The 18359-nt window shown below is 66.5% G+C and carries 13 protein-coding genes; 4 read left to right on the forward strand and 9 right to left on the reverse strand.

The window, feature by feature from the left end; all coding sequences use genetic code 11:
• Positions 1 to 521: 521 nt before the first annotated feature.
• Both BRAO375_RS21140 and BRAO375_RS21145 read right to left on the reverse strand, forming a co-directional pair.
• Positions 522 to 2489 carry a methyl-accepting chemotaxis protein gene (locus tag BRAO375_RS21140; protein WP_009029478.1) on the reverse strand — a complete coding sequence of 656 codons (1968 nt, stop codon included), beginning with the start codon at positions 2487 to 2489 and terminating at the stop codon, positions 522 to 524.
• Between the two features lie 192 nt (positions 2490 to 2681).
• Positions 2682 to 3779 carry a helix-turn-helix transcriptional regulator gene (locus tag BRAO375_RS21145; RefSeq protein ID WP_244423231.1) on the reverse strand — a complete coding sequence of 366 codons (1098 nt, stop codon included), beginning with the start codon at positions 3777 to 3779 and terminating at the stop codon, positions 2682 to 2684.
• A gap of 213 nt (positions 3780 to 3992) precedes the next feature.
• Here BRAO375_RS21145 and BRAO375_RS21150 point away from each other — a divergent pair, with 213 nt between their 5' ends.
• On the forward strand, positions 3993 to 4922 hold the full coding sequence (locus BRAO375_RS21150) for a LysR family transcriptional regulator (protein ID WP_009029480.1): 930 nt from the start codon (positions 3993 to 3995) through the stop codon (positions 4920 to 4922).
• A 72-nt stretch (positions 4923 to 4994) separates the two neighbouring features.
• On the opposite strand, the gene lepA is transcribed toward BRAO375_RS21150, so the two are convergent.
• Positions 4995 to 6806 carry a translation elongation factor 4 gene (gene lepA / locus BRAO375_RS21155; RefSeq protein ID WP_035641564.1) on the reverse strand — a complete coding sequence of 604 codons (1812 nt, stop codon included), beginning with the start codon at positions 6804 to 6806 and terminating at the stop codon, positions 4995 to 4997.
• A gap of 116 nt (positions 6807 to 6922) precedes the next feature.
• Here lepA and BRAO375_RS21160 point away from each other — a divergent pair, with 116 nt between their 5' ends.
• The gene (locus BRAO375_RS21160; RefSeq protein WP_009029482.1) at positions 6923 to 8527 is read left to right on the forward strand and encodes a glycosyltransferase family 39 protein; all 1605 of its coding nucleotides are present in this window, start codon (positions 6923 to 6925) and stop codon (positions 8525 to 8527) included.
• Positions 8528 to 8534: 7 nt separating this feature from the next.
• On the opposite strand, the gene BRAO375_RS21165 is transcribed toward BRAO375_RS21160, so the two are convergent.
• The 6 genes from BRAO375_RS21165 to BRAO375_RS21190 all read right to left on the reverse strand — a co-directional run bounded on the left by BRAO375_RS21165 (position 8535) and on the right by BRAO375_RS21190 (position 14402).
• Positions 8535 to 10049, reverse strand: coding sequence for an ATP-binding cassette domain-containing protein (locus BRAO375_RS21165; protein WP_009029483.1), 1515 nt, complete (start codon positions 10047 to 10049; stop codon positions 8535 to 8537).
• A 274-nt stretch (positions 10050 to 10323) separates the two neighbouring features.
• On the reverse strand, positions 10324 to 10653 hold the full coding sequence (locus BRAO375_RS21170) for an HPr family phosphocarrier protein (protein WP_009029484.1): 330 nt from the start codon (positions 10651 to 10653) through the stop codon (positions 10324 to 10326).
• Positions 10650 to 11051, reverse strand: a complete 402-nt coding sequence (locus BRAO375_RS21175; RefSeq protein WP_006611446.1) for a PTS sugar transporter subunit IIA — start codon at positions 11049 to 11051, stop codon at positions 10650 to 10652. Before BRAO375_RS21175 ends, BRAO375_RS21170 begins: the two co-directional genes overlap by 4 nt.
• A 204-nt stretch (positions 11052 to 11255) precedes the next feature.
• Entirely contained in the window at positions 11256 to 11708 is a 453-nt protein-coding gene (locus BRAO375_RS21180) for an HPr kinase/phosphorylase (protein ID WP_009029485.1), read from the reverse strand.
• Entirely contained in the window at positions 11705 to 13501 is a 1797-nt protein-coding gene (locus BRAO375_RS21185; RefSeq protein WP_009029486.1) for a sensor histidine kinase, read from the reverse strand. Before BRAO375_RS21185 ends, BRAO375_RS21180 begins: the two co-directional genes overlap by 4 nt.
• Before the next feature lie 199 nt (positions 13502 to 13700).
• Positions 13701 to 14402 carry a response regulator transcription factor gene (locus BRAO375_RS21190; RefSeq protein ID WP_006611449.1) on the reverse strand — a complete coding sequence of 234 codons (702 nt, stop codon included), beginning with the start codon at positions 14400 to 14402 and terminating at the stop codon, positions 13701 to 13703.
• Between the two features lie 217 nt (positions 14403 to 14619).
• On the opposite strand from BRAO375_RS21190, the gene BRAO375_RS21195 reads away from it, so the two are divergent.
• Positions 14620 to 15351 carry a HugZ family pyridoxamine 5'-phosphate oxidase gene (locus BRAO375_RS21195; RefSeq protein ID WP_009029487.1) on the forward strand — a complete coding sequence of 244 codons (732 nt, stop codon included), beginning with the start codon at positions 14620 to 14622 and terminating at the stop codon, positions 15349 to 15351.
• A 411-nt stretch (positions 15352 to 15762) separates the two neighbouring features.
• Positions 15763 to 18351, forward strand: coding sequence for a CHAT domain-containing tetratricopeptide repeat protein (locus BRAO375_RS21200; protein ID WP_009029488.1), 2589 nt, complete (start codon positions 15763 to 15765; stop codon positions 18349 to 18351).
• Positions 18352 to 18359 lie beyond the last annotated feature (8 nt).

Raw genomic sequence — 18359 nt, forward strand, 5'->3', positions numbered from 1 at the left:
ATCCGGATCATCACCAGATGGCTTGGCGCCAGCTTCGGGGCGCCAGGACCACGCGTCTTCACGTCCGCCAGCCTGCCGTTCGTCCGCGGGCATCACGCCCGCTGCAGCCTGCTCGCGGCCACCGCATCTCCGGCCCCACGTCTCGTGACGATCGCGAAGCGCCCCATCTCGCGGGCCGGGATGGCCAGGAGATAAGCAGGATTTCCGAAAAATGGAAAGAGATTTACTTTTCAGAGAAGGGCGGGGCGTCCGCGCGGACGGTCGCAAAGACGAGAACGAGGTGGCCGGTGAGGTGCAAGGTCTCTCGCCGCGTCGTTGCGAGCGCAGCGAGGCTATCCAGGGTGGTGCGCTCGATCCTGGACTGCTTCCGCCTTCGCCCCAATGGTTTCGGCGGACACGTCGCTGTGCTCGCAACGCGACCAGGTCGGTCGCGACGCCTCGTCACATTCCGCCGTCGTGCCGGCGTTCGTCGGCGCGCTCGTCTCCGCGTCGGCGAGACGGCGCCGGAGGCCTCTCCCCCGCTACGCCGCCTTGCGCAGGCCGGCGAGGAAGGTGTCGACGCTCTTGAAAAGCTCGCTGGCGCGCTGGCCGAGGTCGCGCGTCGCCACCATCACGTGATCGGCGAGCTGACGCGACTGTTCGGCGGCGTCGCTGGCGCCGACCACGTTCTTCGACACCTCGGTGGTGCCGGAGGCCGCCTGCTGGACGCTGCGCGCGATCTCGCGGGTCGCCGAGCCCTGCTGCTCGACGGCGGCGGCGATCGTCGCGGCGATGCCGCTGATCTCCTGGATCGTGGTGCTGATGCCGCCGATCGCGGTGACGCAGTCCGAGGTCGCGGCCTGGATCGAGGTGACCTGTCCCGCGATCTCCTCGGTCGCCTTCGCGGTCTGGCCGGCGAGCTCCTTGACCTCGGCGGCGACCACCGCGAAGCCGCGGCCGGCCTCGCCGGCGCGCGCCGCCTCGATCGTCGCGTTCAACGCCAGCAGGTTGGTCTGGCTGGCGATCGCGTCGATCAGGCGCAGCACGTCGCCGATCCTTTCGGCGGCGGCGGCGAGGCTGCTGACCATCTCGGTGGTCTGCCGCGCCTTGATGACGGCGCCATCGGCGACCTTGCTGGAATGCGCGACCTGCCGGCCGATCTCGGTGACCGACGAGGCCAGCTCCTCGGAGGCCGCCGCCACCGTGGAGACGCCGCTCGACGCTTCCTCCGACGCGGCCGCCGCCGCAGCGGTGCGCTGCGAGGTGCCGTTGACGCTGACCGTGATCTCCTGGACGACGCGCTCCATGTCCGCGGTCGCCTTGGCCACCGCCGACACCACGCCCTTGACGTCGGCCTCGAAGCGGTCGGCCATCTGCCGTTGCAGCGCCTGCTTGTCGCGCTCGGCCTGCTGCTGGCTGGCTTCCTGCGCCTCGCGCAGGCTGCTCGTCTCGATCATGTTGCGGCGGAACACGTCCACGGCCTGCGCCATGGTGCCGAGCTCGTCCTTGCGCTGGCCGCCGGGGATCGCAACCTCGGTGTCGCCGCTCGACAGCCGGTGCATCACCGCGGTGATCGCGGCCAGCGGACGCGAAATGCCGCGGGCGACGAACAGCGCGACGATGACGGCGAGCAGCAGGATCACCAGGGTGCCGACGATCAGCTGTTGCTGTGCGCTGGCGGCGGCGGCCTGATAGGCGGTGGTGTCCTTGATCAGCTCGAGCACGGCCACGGGATCGCCGGCGTAGTTGCGGATCTGGCCGACATAGACGGCGGCCGGCCGGCCGGCCAGCGTCGCGTCACGCTGCAGCGGCACGCCCTTGAACACCGCGAGCACCTCCTCGGGGGTGGCGACGACATCGTCGCCGAACGTCGAGGACAGCCGCTTCGGCTGACCGTCGTTGATCCAGTACACCGCGAGGTCGATGCCGAAGCGCTGCTTGGCGCGGTCGACGAACTCCTTGCCGAAGGCGGCGCCGACGTCGACGGTCGCGATCACCTTGCCGTCGCGCACGATCGGCGTCATGCCGAAGATGCCGAGCGACAGCCGGCTCTGCTCGACGCCGGCGATCTGCTTGCCGGTCTGGTTCGCCTGCACCACGGTGATCCGGCGCTTGGAGGTGTCGTCGCCGAACACCTTCGGCTCGTGCACGCGGTAGAAGTTGGTGGCCGGCGGCGCCCACACATTCACCAGCGGAATGCCCTGCGCCTTCAAGAGCGGCATGGCGCCGCCGAGCAGCGCGCCGAGCGCATCGCGGTCACCCTTGAGATAGGCGTCGGCGATCGGCGGCAGCGCCGCAAGCGTCGAGCTCACCGCCAGCGCTGCGCGGCCCTCATAGTCGATGCCGGCCGACACGCTGTCGAACTGCAGCTTGAGCTGCTGCTCCAGGGCCAGTCGCGTCAGCGCGCGCTGCTGGATGACCGAGAAGGTGCCGAGCACGGCGCAGGCGATCGCGACGGTGAGGGAGAGCGCGATGATGAGGCGGGCGGAGATCGACCGGAGACGGGACATTCGGGGCATTCCTTGCTTTGCAGCAAGGGTCCCAGAATACCGTTAAGGAACAGATACCGTAAATCTACGGGAGACAAGATTGCCGCTCCAGCCGATCGCGGCCGAACGCCCACGGCTGCCGCCAACGCAAGATCCGCAACGCATTCACCGCATCCGCGACCGATCCTCGTGAATGGTCGCAACTCGTCGCTTTCAGGTGGAGAACATCGGCCTGTAGCCGGCAACCAGCTTCACGAGCTCCGCCTGGCGGGTCGTGCTGGTCTTCGCGAACAGGCGGCTGACATGCGTCTTGACCGTGGACTTGGAGATTCCGAGGAAGGCCGAGACTTCCGAAATGCTTCCGACGTCGAACAGGGCGATCAGGACGCGCAGCTCGGCGGGCGTCAGTCGATAGGCCCGGCGGATGACGGCTTCGTCGATGAGGCCCTCCAGCCTGGCGTCGCAGACGATGACGGCGGCTGCGACCACTCCGGGCGTGCCGATTCGGATATCCCCGCCCGGGCCTTGCGGCAGCACGTGGAGCACATGGCGCTCGAGATTCTCGGTCGTCAGAGGAAGAACGATACCCTCCTTGTCGAAGTCGAGGCTGCCGCGGCGCGCAATGGCCTCGTTGATGGCCCGGTTGACACCGGCATCGCACGCGACGAGCCGGCCGTTGATGATCTGCAGGAGCTCGTCCGCATTGAGAATTCTGCGTCCGATCGCATTGGTGTGAAGGATACGTCCGTCGCGATCGATGAGGAACAAGCCTGCCCGCAGCTTCTCGAGAATGGAGGAGAACGTTGCCGCTTCGCTCAGCTTCCGGCCGAACACCTTGCCGATCAGAATAGCCCGCCGGATATGCGGGGCGACGAGCGCCATGCGATGCATCATCTCGCCATCGATCACGCTCTTGGAGGCGCTCGTGCCGAGCTGCCGGGACTCGGCGACTGGCGTGTCCACGCCCCCGCCGGCTGCCGCGCCGCGGCCTGATCGCTTTCGCTCCTGATAGTTGCGCTGCGCGCTCTGATCGCGATGCGGCGTGAGCTCGAGCAGACTCAGCACCTCGTCAACATCAAGGGAGGACACGTCCGTGAAGGGATCGAAGTCGCCATAGAGCTCCGAATGCATCAGCATGTACTGGAGTTGCGAGCCAAGATCGTGACCGGCAAGAAGAAACTTCTGAGCAAGGTCGTCGAACTGCAGCTCATCGTCCCGGCCGCCGACGAATTGCGCGACCCTCTGCAAAGCAAAGCCCCAAAGCCCCGGATTCAGGACGGCGTCGTAAAGCTCGCCTAGGACGGCGCTCAACTTTTCGTCTTCACTCATATTTGGAGTTGGCCTGTTCGATCAGATTTTTAGCGAATCCGAACGTTCGTTCGGTGACGCGGTCGTTCATTCGGACGACGCGACCAGAGGGCGCTTCCGGGTATGACCACAATCTCTGTACGAGCAACAACTTGAAACCTTCGCGGGGAGAAGGCAAATTTGTTGTTTCAATCTTCTTGATAAGGAGAACTTTGATTGCGCGGTCTCAACCTCGACCAGCTAAGGGCGCTCCTCGAGGTGGTCGAGCAGGGCAGCTTCTCTGCTGCGGCCCGCCGCCTCAACCTGACCCAGCCGGCCGTGAGCTTGCAGATTCGCGAACTGGAGCGACGCTTCGGTCTGCGCTTGATCGAACGTCTGGGCAAGCAGGCGCACGCGACTGCGCCGGGCTCCGAGCTCGTCGAGGCCACCAAACGCATCTTCCAGGAATGCGAGCGCGCGGACGCGGCGATGCAGCGCTTCCGCAACGGCTGGGCCGGACGTGTGCAGGTCGCCACGACGCTCACGGCGATGATCTACCGCCTGCCGCCGATCCTTCGCAGGGTCCGTCTCGAGCATCCGAGCCTCGATCTCATCGTCACCAACATGCCCTCGGAAAAGGGTGTGCAGGACGTGATCGAAAATCGCGTCGATCTGGCGCTGGTGCATCTGCCGGTCAGCAAACGGCAACTCGAGGTCACGCCGCTGTTCTCGGAGATGATGGTCGCAATCTTTCCGGCTGACATGCGCGACGTTCCTGACGAGATCTCGCCGTCTGACGTCGCGGAGCACAATCTGCTCGTGGAGCAGACGACCAGCGCGGGCTATTCGCTTGTCGTCGGCTGGCTCTCCGAACGCGAGTCGGGCCGGGAGCCGACGCCGCTTGGCACGGTCGAGGCATTGAAGAGTGCGGTCAATGCCAATCTGGGCGTGGCCATCGTCCCGGACATCGCGGTCGCCATGCATCAGTCCGACTTCATCATCCGGCCGCTGAATCCGCCATTGTCCCGCACCTTGGCGTTGGTCGAGCACCGCAACAAGCCGAACGAGCCCGGGCTCGAGATCGTACGCAACGCGCTGCTCGCTCTGCGCGGCCCTTTGGCACCCACCAAAGCAACCAGGCAGTCCCGGTCGGGGGGACGGCTCTGAGATACGGCCGGCCCCGCCTTCGCGAGGCTCGCTGCCGAGCGCCTGACGATCAGAGCCGCGGTGGCGGCCGCCTCAGCTGTCCACCTTGAGCGCGGCGATGAAGGCTTCCTGCGGGATGTCGACCTTGCCGAACTGCCGCATCTTCTTCTTGCCTTCCTTCTGCTTCTCCAGAAGTTTTCTTTTACGCGTGATGTCGCCGCCGTAGCACTTGGCGGTGACGTCCTTGCGCAGCGCGCGCACGGTCTCGCGCGCGATCACCTTGCCGCCGATCGCCGCCTGGATCGGGATCTGGAACATGTGCGGCGGGATCAGGTCCTTCATCTTCTCGACCATGGCGCGGCCGCGGCCTTCGGCGCGGGTCCGGTGCACCAGCATCGACAGCGCATCGACCGGCTCGTTGTTGACCAGGATCTGCATCTTCACGAGGTCGGCAGGCTTGTAGTCGGTCAGATGATAGTCGAACGAGGCGTAGCCCTTGGAGACCGACTTCAGCCGGTCGTAGAAGTCGAACACCACCTCGTTGAGCGGCAGGTCGTATTTGACCATCGCGCGGGTGCCCACATAGGTGAGCTCCTTCTGATTGCCGCGGCGGTCCTGGCAGAGCTTGAGCACGCTGCCGAGATATTCGTCCGGCGTCAGGATCGTGGCCTCGATCCACGGCTCCTGGATCTCGGCGATCTTGACGACGTCGGGCATGTCGACGGGATTGTGGATCTCGATCTCCTCGCCGTCGGTCAGCTTCATCTTGTAGATGACGCTCGGCGCCGTCGCGATCAGGTTGAGATCGAACTCGCGCGACAGCCGCTCCTGGATGATCTCCAGATGCAGCAGGCCGAGGAAGCCGCAGCGGAAGCCGAAGCCGAGCGCGGCGGAGGTCTCCATCTCGAACGAGAAGCTGGCGTCGTTCAGCCGGAGCTTGCCCATTGCGGCGCGCAATGTTTCGAAATCGTCGGCGTCGACCGGGAACAGGCCGCAGAACACGACCGGAATCGCCGGCTTGAAGCCGGGCAGCATCTCCGACACTGGCTTGCGGTCGTCGGTGATGGTGTCGCCGACGCGGGTGTCGGCGACTTCCTTGATCGCGGCGGTGATGAAGCCGACCTCGCCGGGGCCGAGCTCGTCGACCTGCTGCATCTTCGGGGTGAAGAAGCCGACCCGCTCGACGTCATAGGCCGCGCCGGTGCCCATCATGCGGATGCGCTGGCCCTTCTTCATGACACCATCGACGATGCGCACCAGCACGACGACGCCGAGATAGACGTCGTACCAGCTGTCGACCAGCAGCGCCTTCAGGGTCGCGTCGCGGTCGCCCTTCGGCGGCGGCAGCCGGGTGACGATCGCCTCGAGCACGTCGGGGATCCCGAGGCCGGTCTTGGCCGAGATCATGACAGCGTCCGACGCATCGATGCCGATGACGTCCTCGATCTGCTGCTTGATCTTCTCCGGCTCGGCGGCCGGCAGGTCGATCTTGTTGAGGACCGGGACGATCTCGTGGTTGTTGTCGAGCGCCTGGTAGACATTGGCGAGCGTCTGCGCCTCGACGCCCTGGCTGGCGTCGACCACCAGCAGCGAGCCCTCGCAGGCCGCCAGCGATCGCGACACCTCGTAGGCGAAGTCGACGTGGCCGGGCGTGTCCATCAGGTTGAAGATGTAATCCTTGCCGTCCTTGGCGCGGTATTGCAGGCGCACGGTCTGCGCCTTGATGGTGATGCCGCGCTCGCGCTCGATGTCCATCGAATCGAGCACCTGCTCCTTGCCCGCCATCTCGCGGTCCGACAGGCCGCCGGTCATCTGGATCAGGCGGTCGGCGAGCGTGGACTTTCCATGGTCGATATGGGCGACGATGGAGAAGTTGCGGATGTTGGGAATGGGGACGGTCGTCATGGGTCGCGCAGATAGCATCACAGGCCCCTGACCAGCAACCATATTGCTGAATTTCCAGGGCCTTTCTTCACGCCAAGCTGATTCCCCGCGTCGCCAAAACAGGCTACCGAGGGCGCATGTCGAGTACCTCCCTGCCGCATCAGGCGGCCCGCCCGCGCAATCGCCTCGGACCGCAGCGTCTGGCCGCATGGCTGGCCGCGCGCGCCACCGCGCCTGCGACCTCGCTCTGGGCCGTGATCGCCTTCGCGCTCGCCCACGCCGTGCTGTGGACGGTGATCCTGACCAATCTGAAGGCCGCCCAGGACATCCACATGGATGTCGCCGAGGCCTATGCCTGGGGCAGCCGCTTTTTGCTCGGCTACGGCAAGCATCCGCCGCTGTCCGGCTGGCTCGCCGGGCTGTGGTTCTCGGTGTTTCCGGTCCGGGATTGGGCGACCTATGCGCTGGCGATGGCGGTCAACGCCAGCGGCCTGGTCGTGATCTGGCTCGCGAGTCTGAAGGTGGTCGATCGCCGCCGGGCGTTCTTCGTCGTGGTGATGGTGGCGCTGTACCCGATCTTCAATTTCAAGGGCTTCAAGTACAACCCCGACCTGCTGCAGCTCCTGACCTTGCCGCTGCTGATGCTGGCGTATCTCAACGGCTTCGAGAAGCGCAGCGTGATGTCCGGCATCTGGCTCGGCCTCGCCGGCGCCGCGGCGCTGATGACCAAATATTGGGTGCTGACCATGATCGGCGCCATCGGTCTGGCGGCGCTGCTGCACCCGGAGCGGCTGCGCTTCCTGGCCTCGCCGGCGCCCTGGGTCGCGATCGTCACGATGCTGGTCGCGATGATCCCGCATCTGGTCTGGCTGTGGCGGGCGGATTTCGTCGCCATCACCTATGCCGGCGACGTCTATACGCTGTCGGATCGCGGCCGCGCCGCGGAGCTGGTGGTCGGCTATGTCGGCCACAATCTGGCGCTGCTCGCGCTGCCGGTGGCGCTGGCCGCGCTGGTCATGGCGTGGCCGCCGCGCTTTGCGTTCCATCATTGGCGGCGCGGATCGAATCGCGGCGTCAATGTGGGGCAGGCCCTCAACGTCTGGCTTGTGCAGGCGATCGTCGCCGTCGGGCCGCCGCTCGGCGGCCTCGCCTTCACGATCTACATGAAAACCGATTGGGGCATCTCGCTGTTCTTCCTGGTGCCGCTGGCGCTGGTGGCGATCCCGGCGCTGCGGCTGCGCCTGACCATGCTGCCGCGGCTCGCCGCCGTCTGGCTGGTGCTGTCGCTGCTCACGCTTGCAGCCTCACCCTGGATCGCCCAGCGCGAGATGGCCATCGATCCGAACGGCGTCACCGGCTATGGCGCCCGGTCGCAGCTGGCGCAGCAGCTCACGCAGGCCTGGCACACCCGGTTCGGCTCGGCCTGGCCGCATGTCGCCGGCTATTCCGAGATGAACACGCCGATGACCTTCTACAGCCCGGACCATCCGCGGCCGTTCACGGTGCCCTATTCCGCGGAGGAGACCTGGGGCTCGGGCCTGAGCACGCTGGAGGACCTCAAGCGCGACGGCTTCATCGGCGTCTGCGACACCACCGACAACCGGATCGCCTCCTGCGAGGCCTGGATGGCCAAGGAGGCGCCCCGCGCCGAGCCGCTGGTGATGACCACCCAGCGCTTCTTCCACGGCCTGGCAGGCCCTGCAATCGTTTGGAAGGTGTATATCCAGGGGCCGGGCAGGTAGGAGACGCTCACCCGGCCATCAGCCGCTTGAAAGCTGGGCCCGGATCATCGATCTCGACCAGCCGTTTCCCCTGGATCACCCAGGTCCGGGTCGCGACGGACTGCACGAAGGCCCGGTCATGGCTGACCAGGAGGCAGGCCGCCCCCTGTTGAACCAGCTCACCTGCCAACATGTCCTGACCCTCGATGTCGAGGTGGTTGGTCGGCTCGTCGAGAAGATAGAAATTCGGCTCGGACAGCCGCAGCAGCAGCATGGCAAGCCGGGCCCGCTGCCCTCCGGACAGACAGGCCAGAGGGGCTGACTGGGCGATGATGCCGATCCCCGCTCCGGCGAGCTGGGCCCTGGCGTGCTGGTCGGTCAGATTGCTCGACCGCTTGATCGCGTCCATCGGGGTTGCAAACGCATCGAGGCGGGACAGCGCCTGGTCGCAATGACCGAGCTTGAGGCTTGCTGCGCCTTTGATGTCCGCCGTCGGCACCGCAAGCGCCTGCCGCAGTGTCTCGACCAGCCGCGTCTTGCCGCTGCCATTGGCCCCGAGCAGGGCGACACGATCTCCCTTCTCGATCCACAGCCGGCCGGTCCGAAACAACAGCCGTCCGTCGGGCGTGGCGATCGCGGCGTCGTCGATCGTCACCAGCGCCTTGGCGTGGGTTCCACTGTTGGTGAGACGGATCAGCCCCGCCGAGCGGTCCTGGCGTCCTGGACGGGCCCGCTCCTCGAGCCGGTCGGCGCGCTCGCAGAGTTGCCGGGTCTTGGTCACCAGCAGGTCCGAGCCGGAATTGACGCCGATGTTCTTTAGCTTCGCCGCCTGCTGCCTCAACCCGCGGACCCTGCGCATGTCGTTGTCGAACCGTCGGTCGCAGGCCGCGTCCCGCTCCTGCAAGGCACGTACGGCACCAGAATGGGACAGCGCGAAATCGATGCTGCCTTCCGGGCGCAGGAACAGCGTGCGGCTGGTGACGTCATCGAGAAACGCCCGGTCATGACTGGCGGCGACAATGGCGCAGTCCCGCGGCAGCGCCGTCAGAAATCTCTGGAGAATCCCGATCCGGCCGATGTCGAGGTGGTTGGTCGGCTCGTCCAGCAGCAGCAGATCCGGCTCCGCAATGGCGGCTCTGGCGAGCAGCACGACGCGCTGCCAACCGCCGGAGAGGCTGCCCATGCTCCGGGTGCGCAGGGCTTCATCCATCGCAAGGCTGTCGAGCATGACATCGACCCGCCAAGCGTCGACTTCCGCAGTCTCGGCAGGCAGAGCGTCACGGACGGCCTCTCGCGAGGTCAGGGGAAGCAGGCGCTCCGGCGGATCCTGCGGGGCGAAGCCGATGACCAGTCCTCGCGCGCGGGTGATCGTGCCACTTGTTGCTTCATCGTCGCCCGCCATGATGCGCAGAAGCGATGACTTGCCTCGGCCATTGGCGGCCACGAGTCCCAGGCGGTCACCGCGGGCGATGGAGAAATTGAGATCGGCGAAGATCCGCTCCGCCCGCGTTAAACAGAGGTCTTTGGTGGCGATCAGCGACATTGCAGTCTCATCAGGTCCGGAAAGCGCAAAATGCGCCGGAAAGGCTGACGACGAGACCGCGATGCGTCCTCTGGTCAGCCCCGCGAGATCAGGCGCGGGGCTGAGACAGGTCCGCGGGTTTGATGTTGGAAGGCGCGGTGCAGCACCGGCTTCCCCTTCGCTGACAAGATGAGATGAATGACGCTATCAACCCGATCGGGCGCAGGCAAGGTCGGGGCTCCAACCATCGCCTCACGGATAGACCCGTCCGGCCAAACCGGCGAGCCCCGGACCGCTAAACGCCTTCTTCGTGGAACTTGTCGTTCACGAGATCGGTGATCGCCTGCAGCGCGGCTTCGGCTTCGGTGCCCTTCGCGGACACCAGAATCTTCGTTCCCGGCGCCGCCGCCAGCATCATCAGGCCCATGATCGAGCGGCCGCCGACGGTCTCGCCACCGCGGGTGACCCAGACCTCGGCCTGGAACTTTTCGACCATCTGGACGAACTTGGCGGAGGCCCGCGCATGCAGGCCGCGCTTGTTGGTGATCAGGAGCTCCCGCGAAATCGCGTCGGCGGGCACGGCCGGCCCGGCGATGTTGTCCTGCGGCGCGTCCTCGTCGCTCATTTGCCGGCGAGCACCCGGCTGGCGATGGTGACGTACTTCCGGCCCGCCTCCTGCGCCATCGCGATGGCGTCGGGGAGCGAGCGCTCCTCGCGCACCTTGGCGAGCTTGACCAGCATGGGCAGGTTGATGCCCGCGAGCACCTCGACCTTCGGCCGGCTCATGCAGGAGATGGCGAGATTCGACGGCGTGCCGCCGAACATGTCGGTGAGGATGGCGACGCCGTCGCCGGTGTCCACGCGGTTCACGGCTTCGATGATGTCGCTGCGACAGAGATCGGAATCATCGTCGGCGCCAATCGTGACCGCTTCGATTTGTTTTTGAGGACCCATGACGTGTTCGAGCGCCGCTCTGAACTCGTCGGCGAGGCGCCCATGGGTCACCAGTACCAGGCCAATCATCGGATACTCCTCGCGGGCGCCTTGGGTGCACCGCACGAACGCGCCACTTTGACCATCCGGAGCCCCCGCGCAAGAGGGCACATTCGTGATTCTCCCGGATTCAGGCGGAGGAGCGGGGGAGCTGGCGACGGTCGATCGGGCGCCGATAGTGGGGGTGATATGGTTACCAATTCGCTTCACACAATTGGCCGAAAGATTACCGGGTCATGAACTCTCGGTCGTGGTTAGCGCGGCCACAACCAGTGGCAGGGGTTCATACCCCGTGCCGACCGGGATTCGCGGCAACTCAATACCGTTTTCGCGCCAGCGCAGCGCATGACGGGTCGGCAGACGCTCGGCATCCTCCGCCATCAAATCGACAATGAGACCGATCGGCGCCTCGGACACGTGGTCGCAGGCGCGGATGCCGAGCCCGCGAATCTCGATCAGGCCGGCGAGCCGCGCGGCCGGGCTGACCCACATTTCTCCGCCGCGTGTGGCGAGATGAACACGGTCGTCGCCGACCAGAATGGCCTTGGGGATCTGTCCGGCGCGGCCGGCGAGAATCAGATCGAAGGCCAGGCGCGACTTGCCGGAACCGGAAGGGCCGCGGATCAGCACCGCGCGCTCCCCGACCTTGACGGCGGAGGCATGCACGGTCGGGGCGGACGTGGTCACGACGCCGGGAGCCGGACGATGAAGCGCGCGCCGGCCGCGGTCGGATTGCCCTCGGCATCGACCGGTCCGGGCCGGTTCTCGGCCCAGATCCGCCCGCCATGGGCATCGATGATCTGCTTGGAGATCGACAGGCCCAGGCCGGAGTTCTGGCCAAAGCCCTGGTGCGGCCGGTCGGTGTAAAAGCGCTCGAAGATGCGCTGCAGGGCGTCCTCGCGGATGCCGGGGCCGTCATCGTCGACCATGATCTCGATTTCGGAGCGCACCCGCCGGCAGGTGATGCGCACCTTACCGCCGGCCGCCGAGAACGACTGCGCATTCGACAGCAGGTTGGAGATCACCTGGCCGAGCCGCGAATCATGTCCCGGCACCGAGAAGGTGTCGTTGACCCCACGGCCTTCGAACCGGACCTCGACGGCGACGTCGGTGCCGTTTTTCTTGGTCTCGTTGGCGACCGAGGTCAGCGTGTTCAGGAGCCGGCGCAGGTCGACCAGCGTCATGTCCTGGCGCTGCAGCTCGGCGTCGAGCCGGCTGGCGTCGGAGATGTCGGAGATCAGCCGGTCGAGCCGCTTCACGTCGTGCTCGATGACCGCGAGCAGGCGGGCGCGGCTGTTGTCGTTGCGCGCCAGCGGCAGCGTCTCGACCGCGGAGCGCAGCGAGGTCAACGGGTTCTTGAGCTCGTGGGCGACGTCGGCGGCGAACATCTCGATCGCCTCGATGCGGTTGTAGAGCGCGTCCGTCATGTCGCGCAGCGCGCCGGAAAGGTGGCCGATCTCGTCGCGGCGGCGGGTGAAATCGGGAATCTCGACGCGGGTCTTGATGCGGCGGCGGACGCGCTCGGCGCTGTCCGCCAGCCGTCGCACGGGGCCTGCGATTGTGCTGGCGAGCAGGAGCGACAGCACGATCATGACCGCGGAGGCGACGCCGCCGACCTTCAGGATGGCGAGGCGCTCGGCGGTCACCATCTGGTCGATGTCGTCGCCCTGCGTCGACAGCATCAGGGCGCCATGGATGGTGCGCGAGCGCTGCACCGACACCGCGACCGAGACGATGACCTCGCCGCGAGAGTTGACCCGCACCATGCTGCGCTTCTGGCCCTTCAGCGCGTCGGAGACTTCCTCATAGCCGTTGCCGTTCTCCGGGCCGTATTCGCGGTACAGCGGCAGGTCGCCGCGATTGAGCCAGGTGCGCACCGAGATCAGCGCGCGCTCGACGAAGCCGGGCTTCTCGCTCGAGGGCGGCGGCAGGTCGAAGCGCAGCACGTTCTCGAGATTGCGGCTGTCGAGCAGCAGCCCGCCATTGGGATCGTAGATGCGGGCGCGCGTCTTGGTCGGCGAGATCAGCGTGCGCAGCACCGGCGCGACGCGCTCGGGATTGATCGGAAAGTCGAGCGGCGAATATTCGTCCGGCGCGCCGTAGCTCTCGCCCGGCTTGAGATCGAGCAGGCGCTCGGGATCGATGGTGATGGTGTTGGTCTGCACCGTCGCGGAGGCCGCGATGGCGCCGGCGATGATCTCCGCCTGAACGAGCAGGCTCTGCGCACGCGCATCGATCAGGCCGGCGCGGAACTGCGAGAGATAGAGAACGCTCGCAACCAAAGCGAGCAGGCCGGCAATGTTCAGCGAGACGATGCGGCGGGTGAGGCTCGAGAACGACAGCGCGAACAGGAACTGCCCGGCGCGGCGCAGCCAGCCGACCGGACGCTGCCAGCCGGAGACCTGCGGCGTCTCGTCCGCCACCTCCGAGGTGACGGATGCGTCGGCGTTGAGGGGATCAGGATGCGTGCGATCGAGCAATGGGAGTGCTCCGATTCCGAATGTCGCAAGTGTCGTGCGGCGGGTTCCGGTGAGAACCGATCTGCCGCACTCGAATTCGCCGCAACAATCGCCCAGTCCCGGCATCGGCGCTCGAACAAGCGCACAGAACGCGGAGTCTATCCAATTCAGGCCGCGACGTCAGCGCGCAATTTCGCATGACGCCGCCCGCGACGATGCGTCAGGTTTCCTTGAAACGATAGCCGACGCCGTAGAGAGTCTCGATCATCTCGAACTCCTCGTCGACCATCTTGAACTTCTTGCGCAGCCGCTTGATGTGGCTGTCGATGGTGCGGTCGTCGACATAGACCTGGTCGTCATAGGCCGCGTCCATCAGCGCGTTGCGGCTCTTGACCACGCCCGGACGCTGCGCCAGCGCCTGCAGGATCAGGAACTCGGTGACGGTGAGCGTGACCGGCTCGTTCTTCCAGGTGCAGGTGTGCCGCTCGGGATCCATGCGCAGCAGGCCGCGGTCCAGCGCCTTGGCGTCGTTCTCCTTCGGCAGCGCCGTCGGATCCTTCGGCTGCGAGCGGCGCAGCACGGCCTTGACGCGCTCGACCAGCAGGCGCTGCGAGAACGGTTTGCGGATGAAGTCGTCCGCGCCCATCTTCAGGCCGAACAGCTCGTCGATCTCCTCGTCCTTGGAGGTGAGGAAGATCACCGGCAGGTCGGACTTCTGACGCAGCCGCCGCAACGTCTCCATGCCGTCCATGCGCGGCATCTTGATGTCGAGGATGGCCAGATCAGGCTGGCTGGTCCGGAAACCGTCAAGGGCCGACGCACCATCGGTGTAGGTCATGATGCGATAACCTTCAGCCTCGAGCGCGATCGAGACGGATGTCAGAATGTTACGGTCGTCATCGACCAAGGCGATTGTGGGCATGAGCCTGCTTTCAGAGTCTGGTTACGCCGAGACTTCGAGAATCAAGATAAGGGCCGCGTATTTGGGCTTCGAACATGGTCAACGAGCAATGCAAGCTGGGCTGAAGTGTGACCGAGTTCCACAAATACCATGGCAAAGTCTTGTGCCGTGCCCAGGTTTGTGGCCCGTTTAGCCGAAAAAAGGCCTTCATTGCAACTGGATGGACGAGGGAAAGACGATGTCCGAGAGCTTTAACCCTAACCGCGTCACGCGTTCCCTGCTGCGTCGGAGCCGGCAGGGCGCATTGGCGACCTTGATGGTCGGCTCGGGCGATCCGTACTGCTCTCTCGTCAACGTCGCCACGGCGCCCGATGGTGCTCCGATCATCTTGATCTCGCGACTCGCCGTTCACACCAAGAATGTCCTTGCCGATTCGCGCGTCTCATTGATGCTCGATGAACGCGCGCCCGGCGATCCGCTCGAAGGGGCGCGGATCATGTTGTCGGGGCGGGCTGAGCAGGCAACTGATGAGAACAAGGACAGCTTGCGTCGCAGGTATCTCAATGCGCATCCGTCCGCGGCCGACTACGCCGATTTCGCCGACTTCTCGTTCTTCGTCATCCGGCCCGCAGCCACGCATCTCGTCGCCGGCTTCGGCCGCATCGTCGATCTCAAGCCCGAGCAGTTTCTGACTGATCTTTCCGATGCAGCCGAGCTGCTGGCGGCGGAGCAGGGCGCCGTCGATCACATGAACGAGGATCACCGCGATGCGCTCGGCCTCTACGCGACGAAGCTGCTCGGCGCCGACGCCGCCGAATGGCGCTGCAGCGGCTGCGATCCCGACGGGCTCGACCTGATGGCGGATGGCAGAACACTGCGGCTGGACTTTCCCGAGCGCATTACCACGCCGGGTGGCTTGCGCAAGATGCTGGTGCGGCTGGCGGATGAGGCGAGAGCGAGGAGCGAGTAGCCGAGCTAATTGCCAGTCAGTCGAGCGAAGACCTCTGCAAACGAGCAGCCCCCGCCGCGGCGACGGTGCGCTCCCTCTCCCCGTTCTTCACGGGGAGAGGGTTGGGGTGAGGGGCAGCCGCACGGGCGGTGCAGCTTCCGTGCTACGAACTGAATAGGCTCCGTCAGATCCGAGTGCCGACGCATTCGATATCGTCCATCGACGTGCAGCCGTGTGCTCGTCCGATGGATCGGGAGCTGAGCTTCGTACGTGCCATGCCCCGGATTGCTTCGCAATCCGACCTCTCCCCGCAAAGAGCGGGGAGAGGTTGTAAGCGCCCGCGCTGACAGAGATTGCCTGACAATCAGGGAAGGCCGTGAACGCCCCCGCGCGCCGCTGCGACCTATCTCCGTTCATGGCGGAGAGAGCATCATGTCGTTCTGCAAGCGCGTGGCAATCGCGGCTGGAGCCATCCTGATTGCGAGCGGCCTTGCCCAGCCGAGCCTCGCCCAGAAGGCCGATCTCGCCGCCGAGAGCGCGCGGATCATCGCGCTCAGCCGTGCCGGTCAGTATCGCGAGGCGCTGCCGCTGGCCCAGGCGATGGTGGCGCGGCTCGAGGCCACCGCCAACAAGCGCGATCTCGCGGCAGCGCTGACCAATCTCGGCCAGGTCCTCGCCTCGCTCGGCCGCGATGCCGAGGCCGAGCTGATCTACAAACGCGCGATCTCGCTGTATGAGGCTGCCCTCGGACTCGACAGCGTCGAGATTGCGCCGGCGCTGAACAACCTCGCAGCGCTGTATCAGCGCCAGCAGCGCTACGCCGAGGCCGAGCCGCTGTTCGTCCGGGCGCTGGCGATCCGCGAGAAGGCGCTCGGCAGCTCGCATCCCGACGTCGGCCAGGCGCTCAACAATCTGGCGACGCTCTACGAGCGCCAGGACCGCCACCGCGATGCGGAGCCGCTGTTCAAGCGCGCGCTGGTGATCTACCGCAAGGCTGCCGGCAACGACAGTGCGCCGGTCGCCACCCTGCTCAACAATCTCGGCCAGCTCACCAAGAGCGACGGCCGCTTCGACGAGGCGGAGCCGCTGATCCGGCAATCCCTGGCGATCCGCGAGAAGCTGCTCGGCGCCGACCATCCCGACGTCGCCCGCTCGCTGAACAATCTCGCCGACCTGAAGCAGCGTCAGCAGCGCTATGACGACGCCGAGCCGTTGTTTGTCCGCGCGCTGGCCATTCGCGAGCGTGCGTTGGGCCCGGATCATCCGGACGCGGTGACGGCCCTGAACAACCTTGCCGGACTCTACCTTGCTGCCGGACGTAACACCGACGCGCTGCGGCTGATCGATCGTGCCGTTGCGCGCGGCCAGGCGCAGTCGAAGGTGGCGCTGCCGGTGCTGTTTGCAGCGGGGCGCGACGGCGGCATGCCGGCGGGGCAGGCGTTCGACGCCGCCATCGATGTGGTTCAGCGCAGCGCGCAGTCGCAGGCCGCGGCGGCCGTCGACAAGCTGGCGGTCCGGCTCGCCGCCGGCAACGACCGCCTGGCCGAGCTGGTGCGCAAGGACCAGGACCTCGCCGCAGCGAATGACGCGCTCGACAAGAGCCTGATCGCCGCCGTCTCCCGTCCGGCCGGCCAGCGCGATCTCGCCGCCGAGGCGCGCGACAAGGCGCGGCTCGCAGCCATCATCGCGGAGCGTGCCGGCTTGCGCGCGACATTGGCGCGCGAGTTTCCCGACTATGCGGCGCTGTCGAACCCGCTGCCGCTGAAGCTTGCCGAGATCCAGCCTTTGCTCGCCGGGGACGAGGCGCTGGTGGCATTTGCGGCGGTCGACGACCGGTCGTTCGTGCTGGCGATCACGCGCGACCGGTTCGACTGGCGGCAGGTCCCCGTTGGTACCGACGGGCTCGCGCGCGATGTCATGCGCTTCCGCCGCGGCCTGGCTCCGGGCGCTCTGCAGGACGGCGGTGATCCTTCGGCCCTGTTCGATCTCGCCGTCGCCCACGCGCTGTACAGGACGCTGCTGCAGCCGGTCGACGCGTTGATCAAGGACAAGCGGAGCCTGCTGATCGTGCCGTCGGGCCCGCTGACCGCGCTGCCGTTTCATCTGCTGGTGACCGAGCCGCCGGCGGCACCGGTGCCCGGCAACGTGGCCGGCTACCGCGATGCCGCCTGGCTGCTACGCCGGCATGCGGTCGCTGTACTGCCCTCGCTCGGCAGCCTCAAGGCGCTGCGCGGCGGGCCGGGCGGCGACCGCGGCGGCAGGCCGATGATCGGCTTCGGAGATCCTGTCTTTGATCCTGCGCTCGCAGCCGGTCCCAGGCGCAGCGCCACCAAACAGGCCGCGCGCAGCATCGCGACCCTGGCCTACACCGAGTTCTGGCGCGGCGCCGGCGTCGACCGCAGCCAACTTGCGCGCGCGCTCGCTCAGCTGCCCGATACCGCCGACGAGCTGAACGCCGTCGCCAGCGATCTCGGCGCTCCCGCGTCGGACCTGCATCTCGGCACCGATGCCAGCGAGAGCACGGTCAAGCACACGCCGCTGGCGGACTACCGGATCGTCTACTTCGCGACCCACGGTCTGGTCGCCGGTGACGTCAAGGGCCTCGCCGAGCCGTCGCTGGCGCTCAGCATTCCCGCTTCGCCGTCGGCGCTCGACGATGGCCTGCTCACGGCCAGCGAGGTCGCGCAGCTGAAGCTCAACGCCGATTTCGTCGTGCTGTCGGCCTGCAACACCATCGCCGGCGACAAGCCCGGCGCCGAGGCGCTGTCGGGCCTGGCGCGCGCGTTCGTCTACGCCGGTGCGCGGGCCCTGCTGGTGACGCATTGGGCGGTGGACTCGGCGGCGGCAACGCGGCTCATGACCGATACGTTCCATCGCCTGAAGGAGCATCCGACGATCGGTCGCAGCGAAGCCCTGCGGCAGGCCATGCTGGCGCTGCTCGACGACCGATCTTCGCCTGCGAATGCGTATCCTTCGGTTTGGGCGCCATTCGTGCTGCTCGGCGAAACCGAAATGCGCTGATATATCTG

Origin of the sequence: Bradyrhizobium sp. ORS 375 (assembly GCF_000239775.1) — a bacterium.
Taxonomy (GTDB): domain Bacteria; phylum Pseudomonadota; class Alphaproteobacteria; order Rhizobiales; family Xanthobacteraceae; genus Bradyrhizobium.

Excerpts from the sequence above, each read along its gene's own strand:
- BRAO375_RS21140 (WP_009029478.1), bottom strand. The coding sequence starts at position 2,489 with ATGTCCCGTCTCCGGTCGATCTCCGCCCGCCTCATCATCGCGCTCTCC.
- lepA (WP_035641564.1), bottom strand. The coding sequence starts at position 6,806 with ATGACGACCGTCCCCATTCCCAACATCCGCAACTTCTCCATCGTCGCC.
- BRAO375_RS21160 (WP_009029482.1), top strand. The coding sequence starts at position 6,923 with ATGTCGAGTACCTCCCTGCCGCATCAGGCGGCCCGCCCGCGCAATCGC.
- BRAO375_RS21165 (WP_009029483.1), bottom strand. The coding sequence starts at position 10,049 with ATGTCGCTGATCGCCACCAAAGACCTCTGTTTAACGCGGGCGGAGCGG.
- BRAO375_RS21170 (WP_009029484.1), bottom strand. The coding sequence starts at position 10,653 with ATGAGCGACGAGGACGCGCCGCAGGACAACATCGCCGGGCCGGCCGTG.
- BRAO375_RS21175 (WP_006611446.1), bottom strand. The coding sequence starts at position 11,051 with ATGATTGGCCTGGTACTGGTGACCCATGGGCGCCTCGCCGACGAGTTC.
- BRAO375_RS21190 (WP_006611449.1), bottom strand. The coding sequence starts at position 14,402 with ATGCCCACAATCGCCTTGGTCGATGACGACCGTAACATTCTGACATCC.
- BRAO375_RS21195 (WP_009029487.1), top strand. The coding sequence starts at position 14,620 with ATGTCCGAGAGCTTTAACCCTAACCGCGTCACGCGTTCCCTGCTGCGT.
- BRAO375_RS21200 (WP_009029488.1), top strand. The coding sequence starts at position 15,763 with ATGTCGTTCTGCAAGCGCGTGGCAATCGCGGCTGGAGCCATCCTGATT.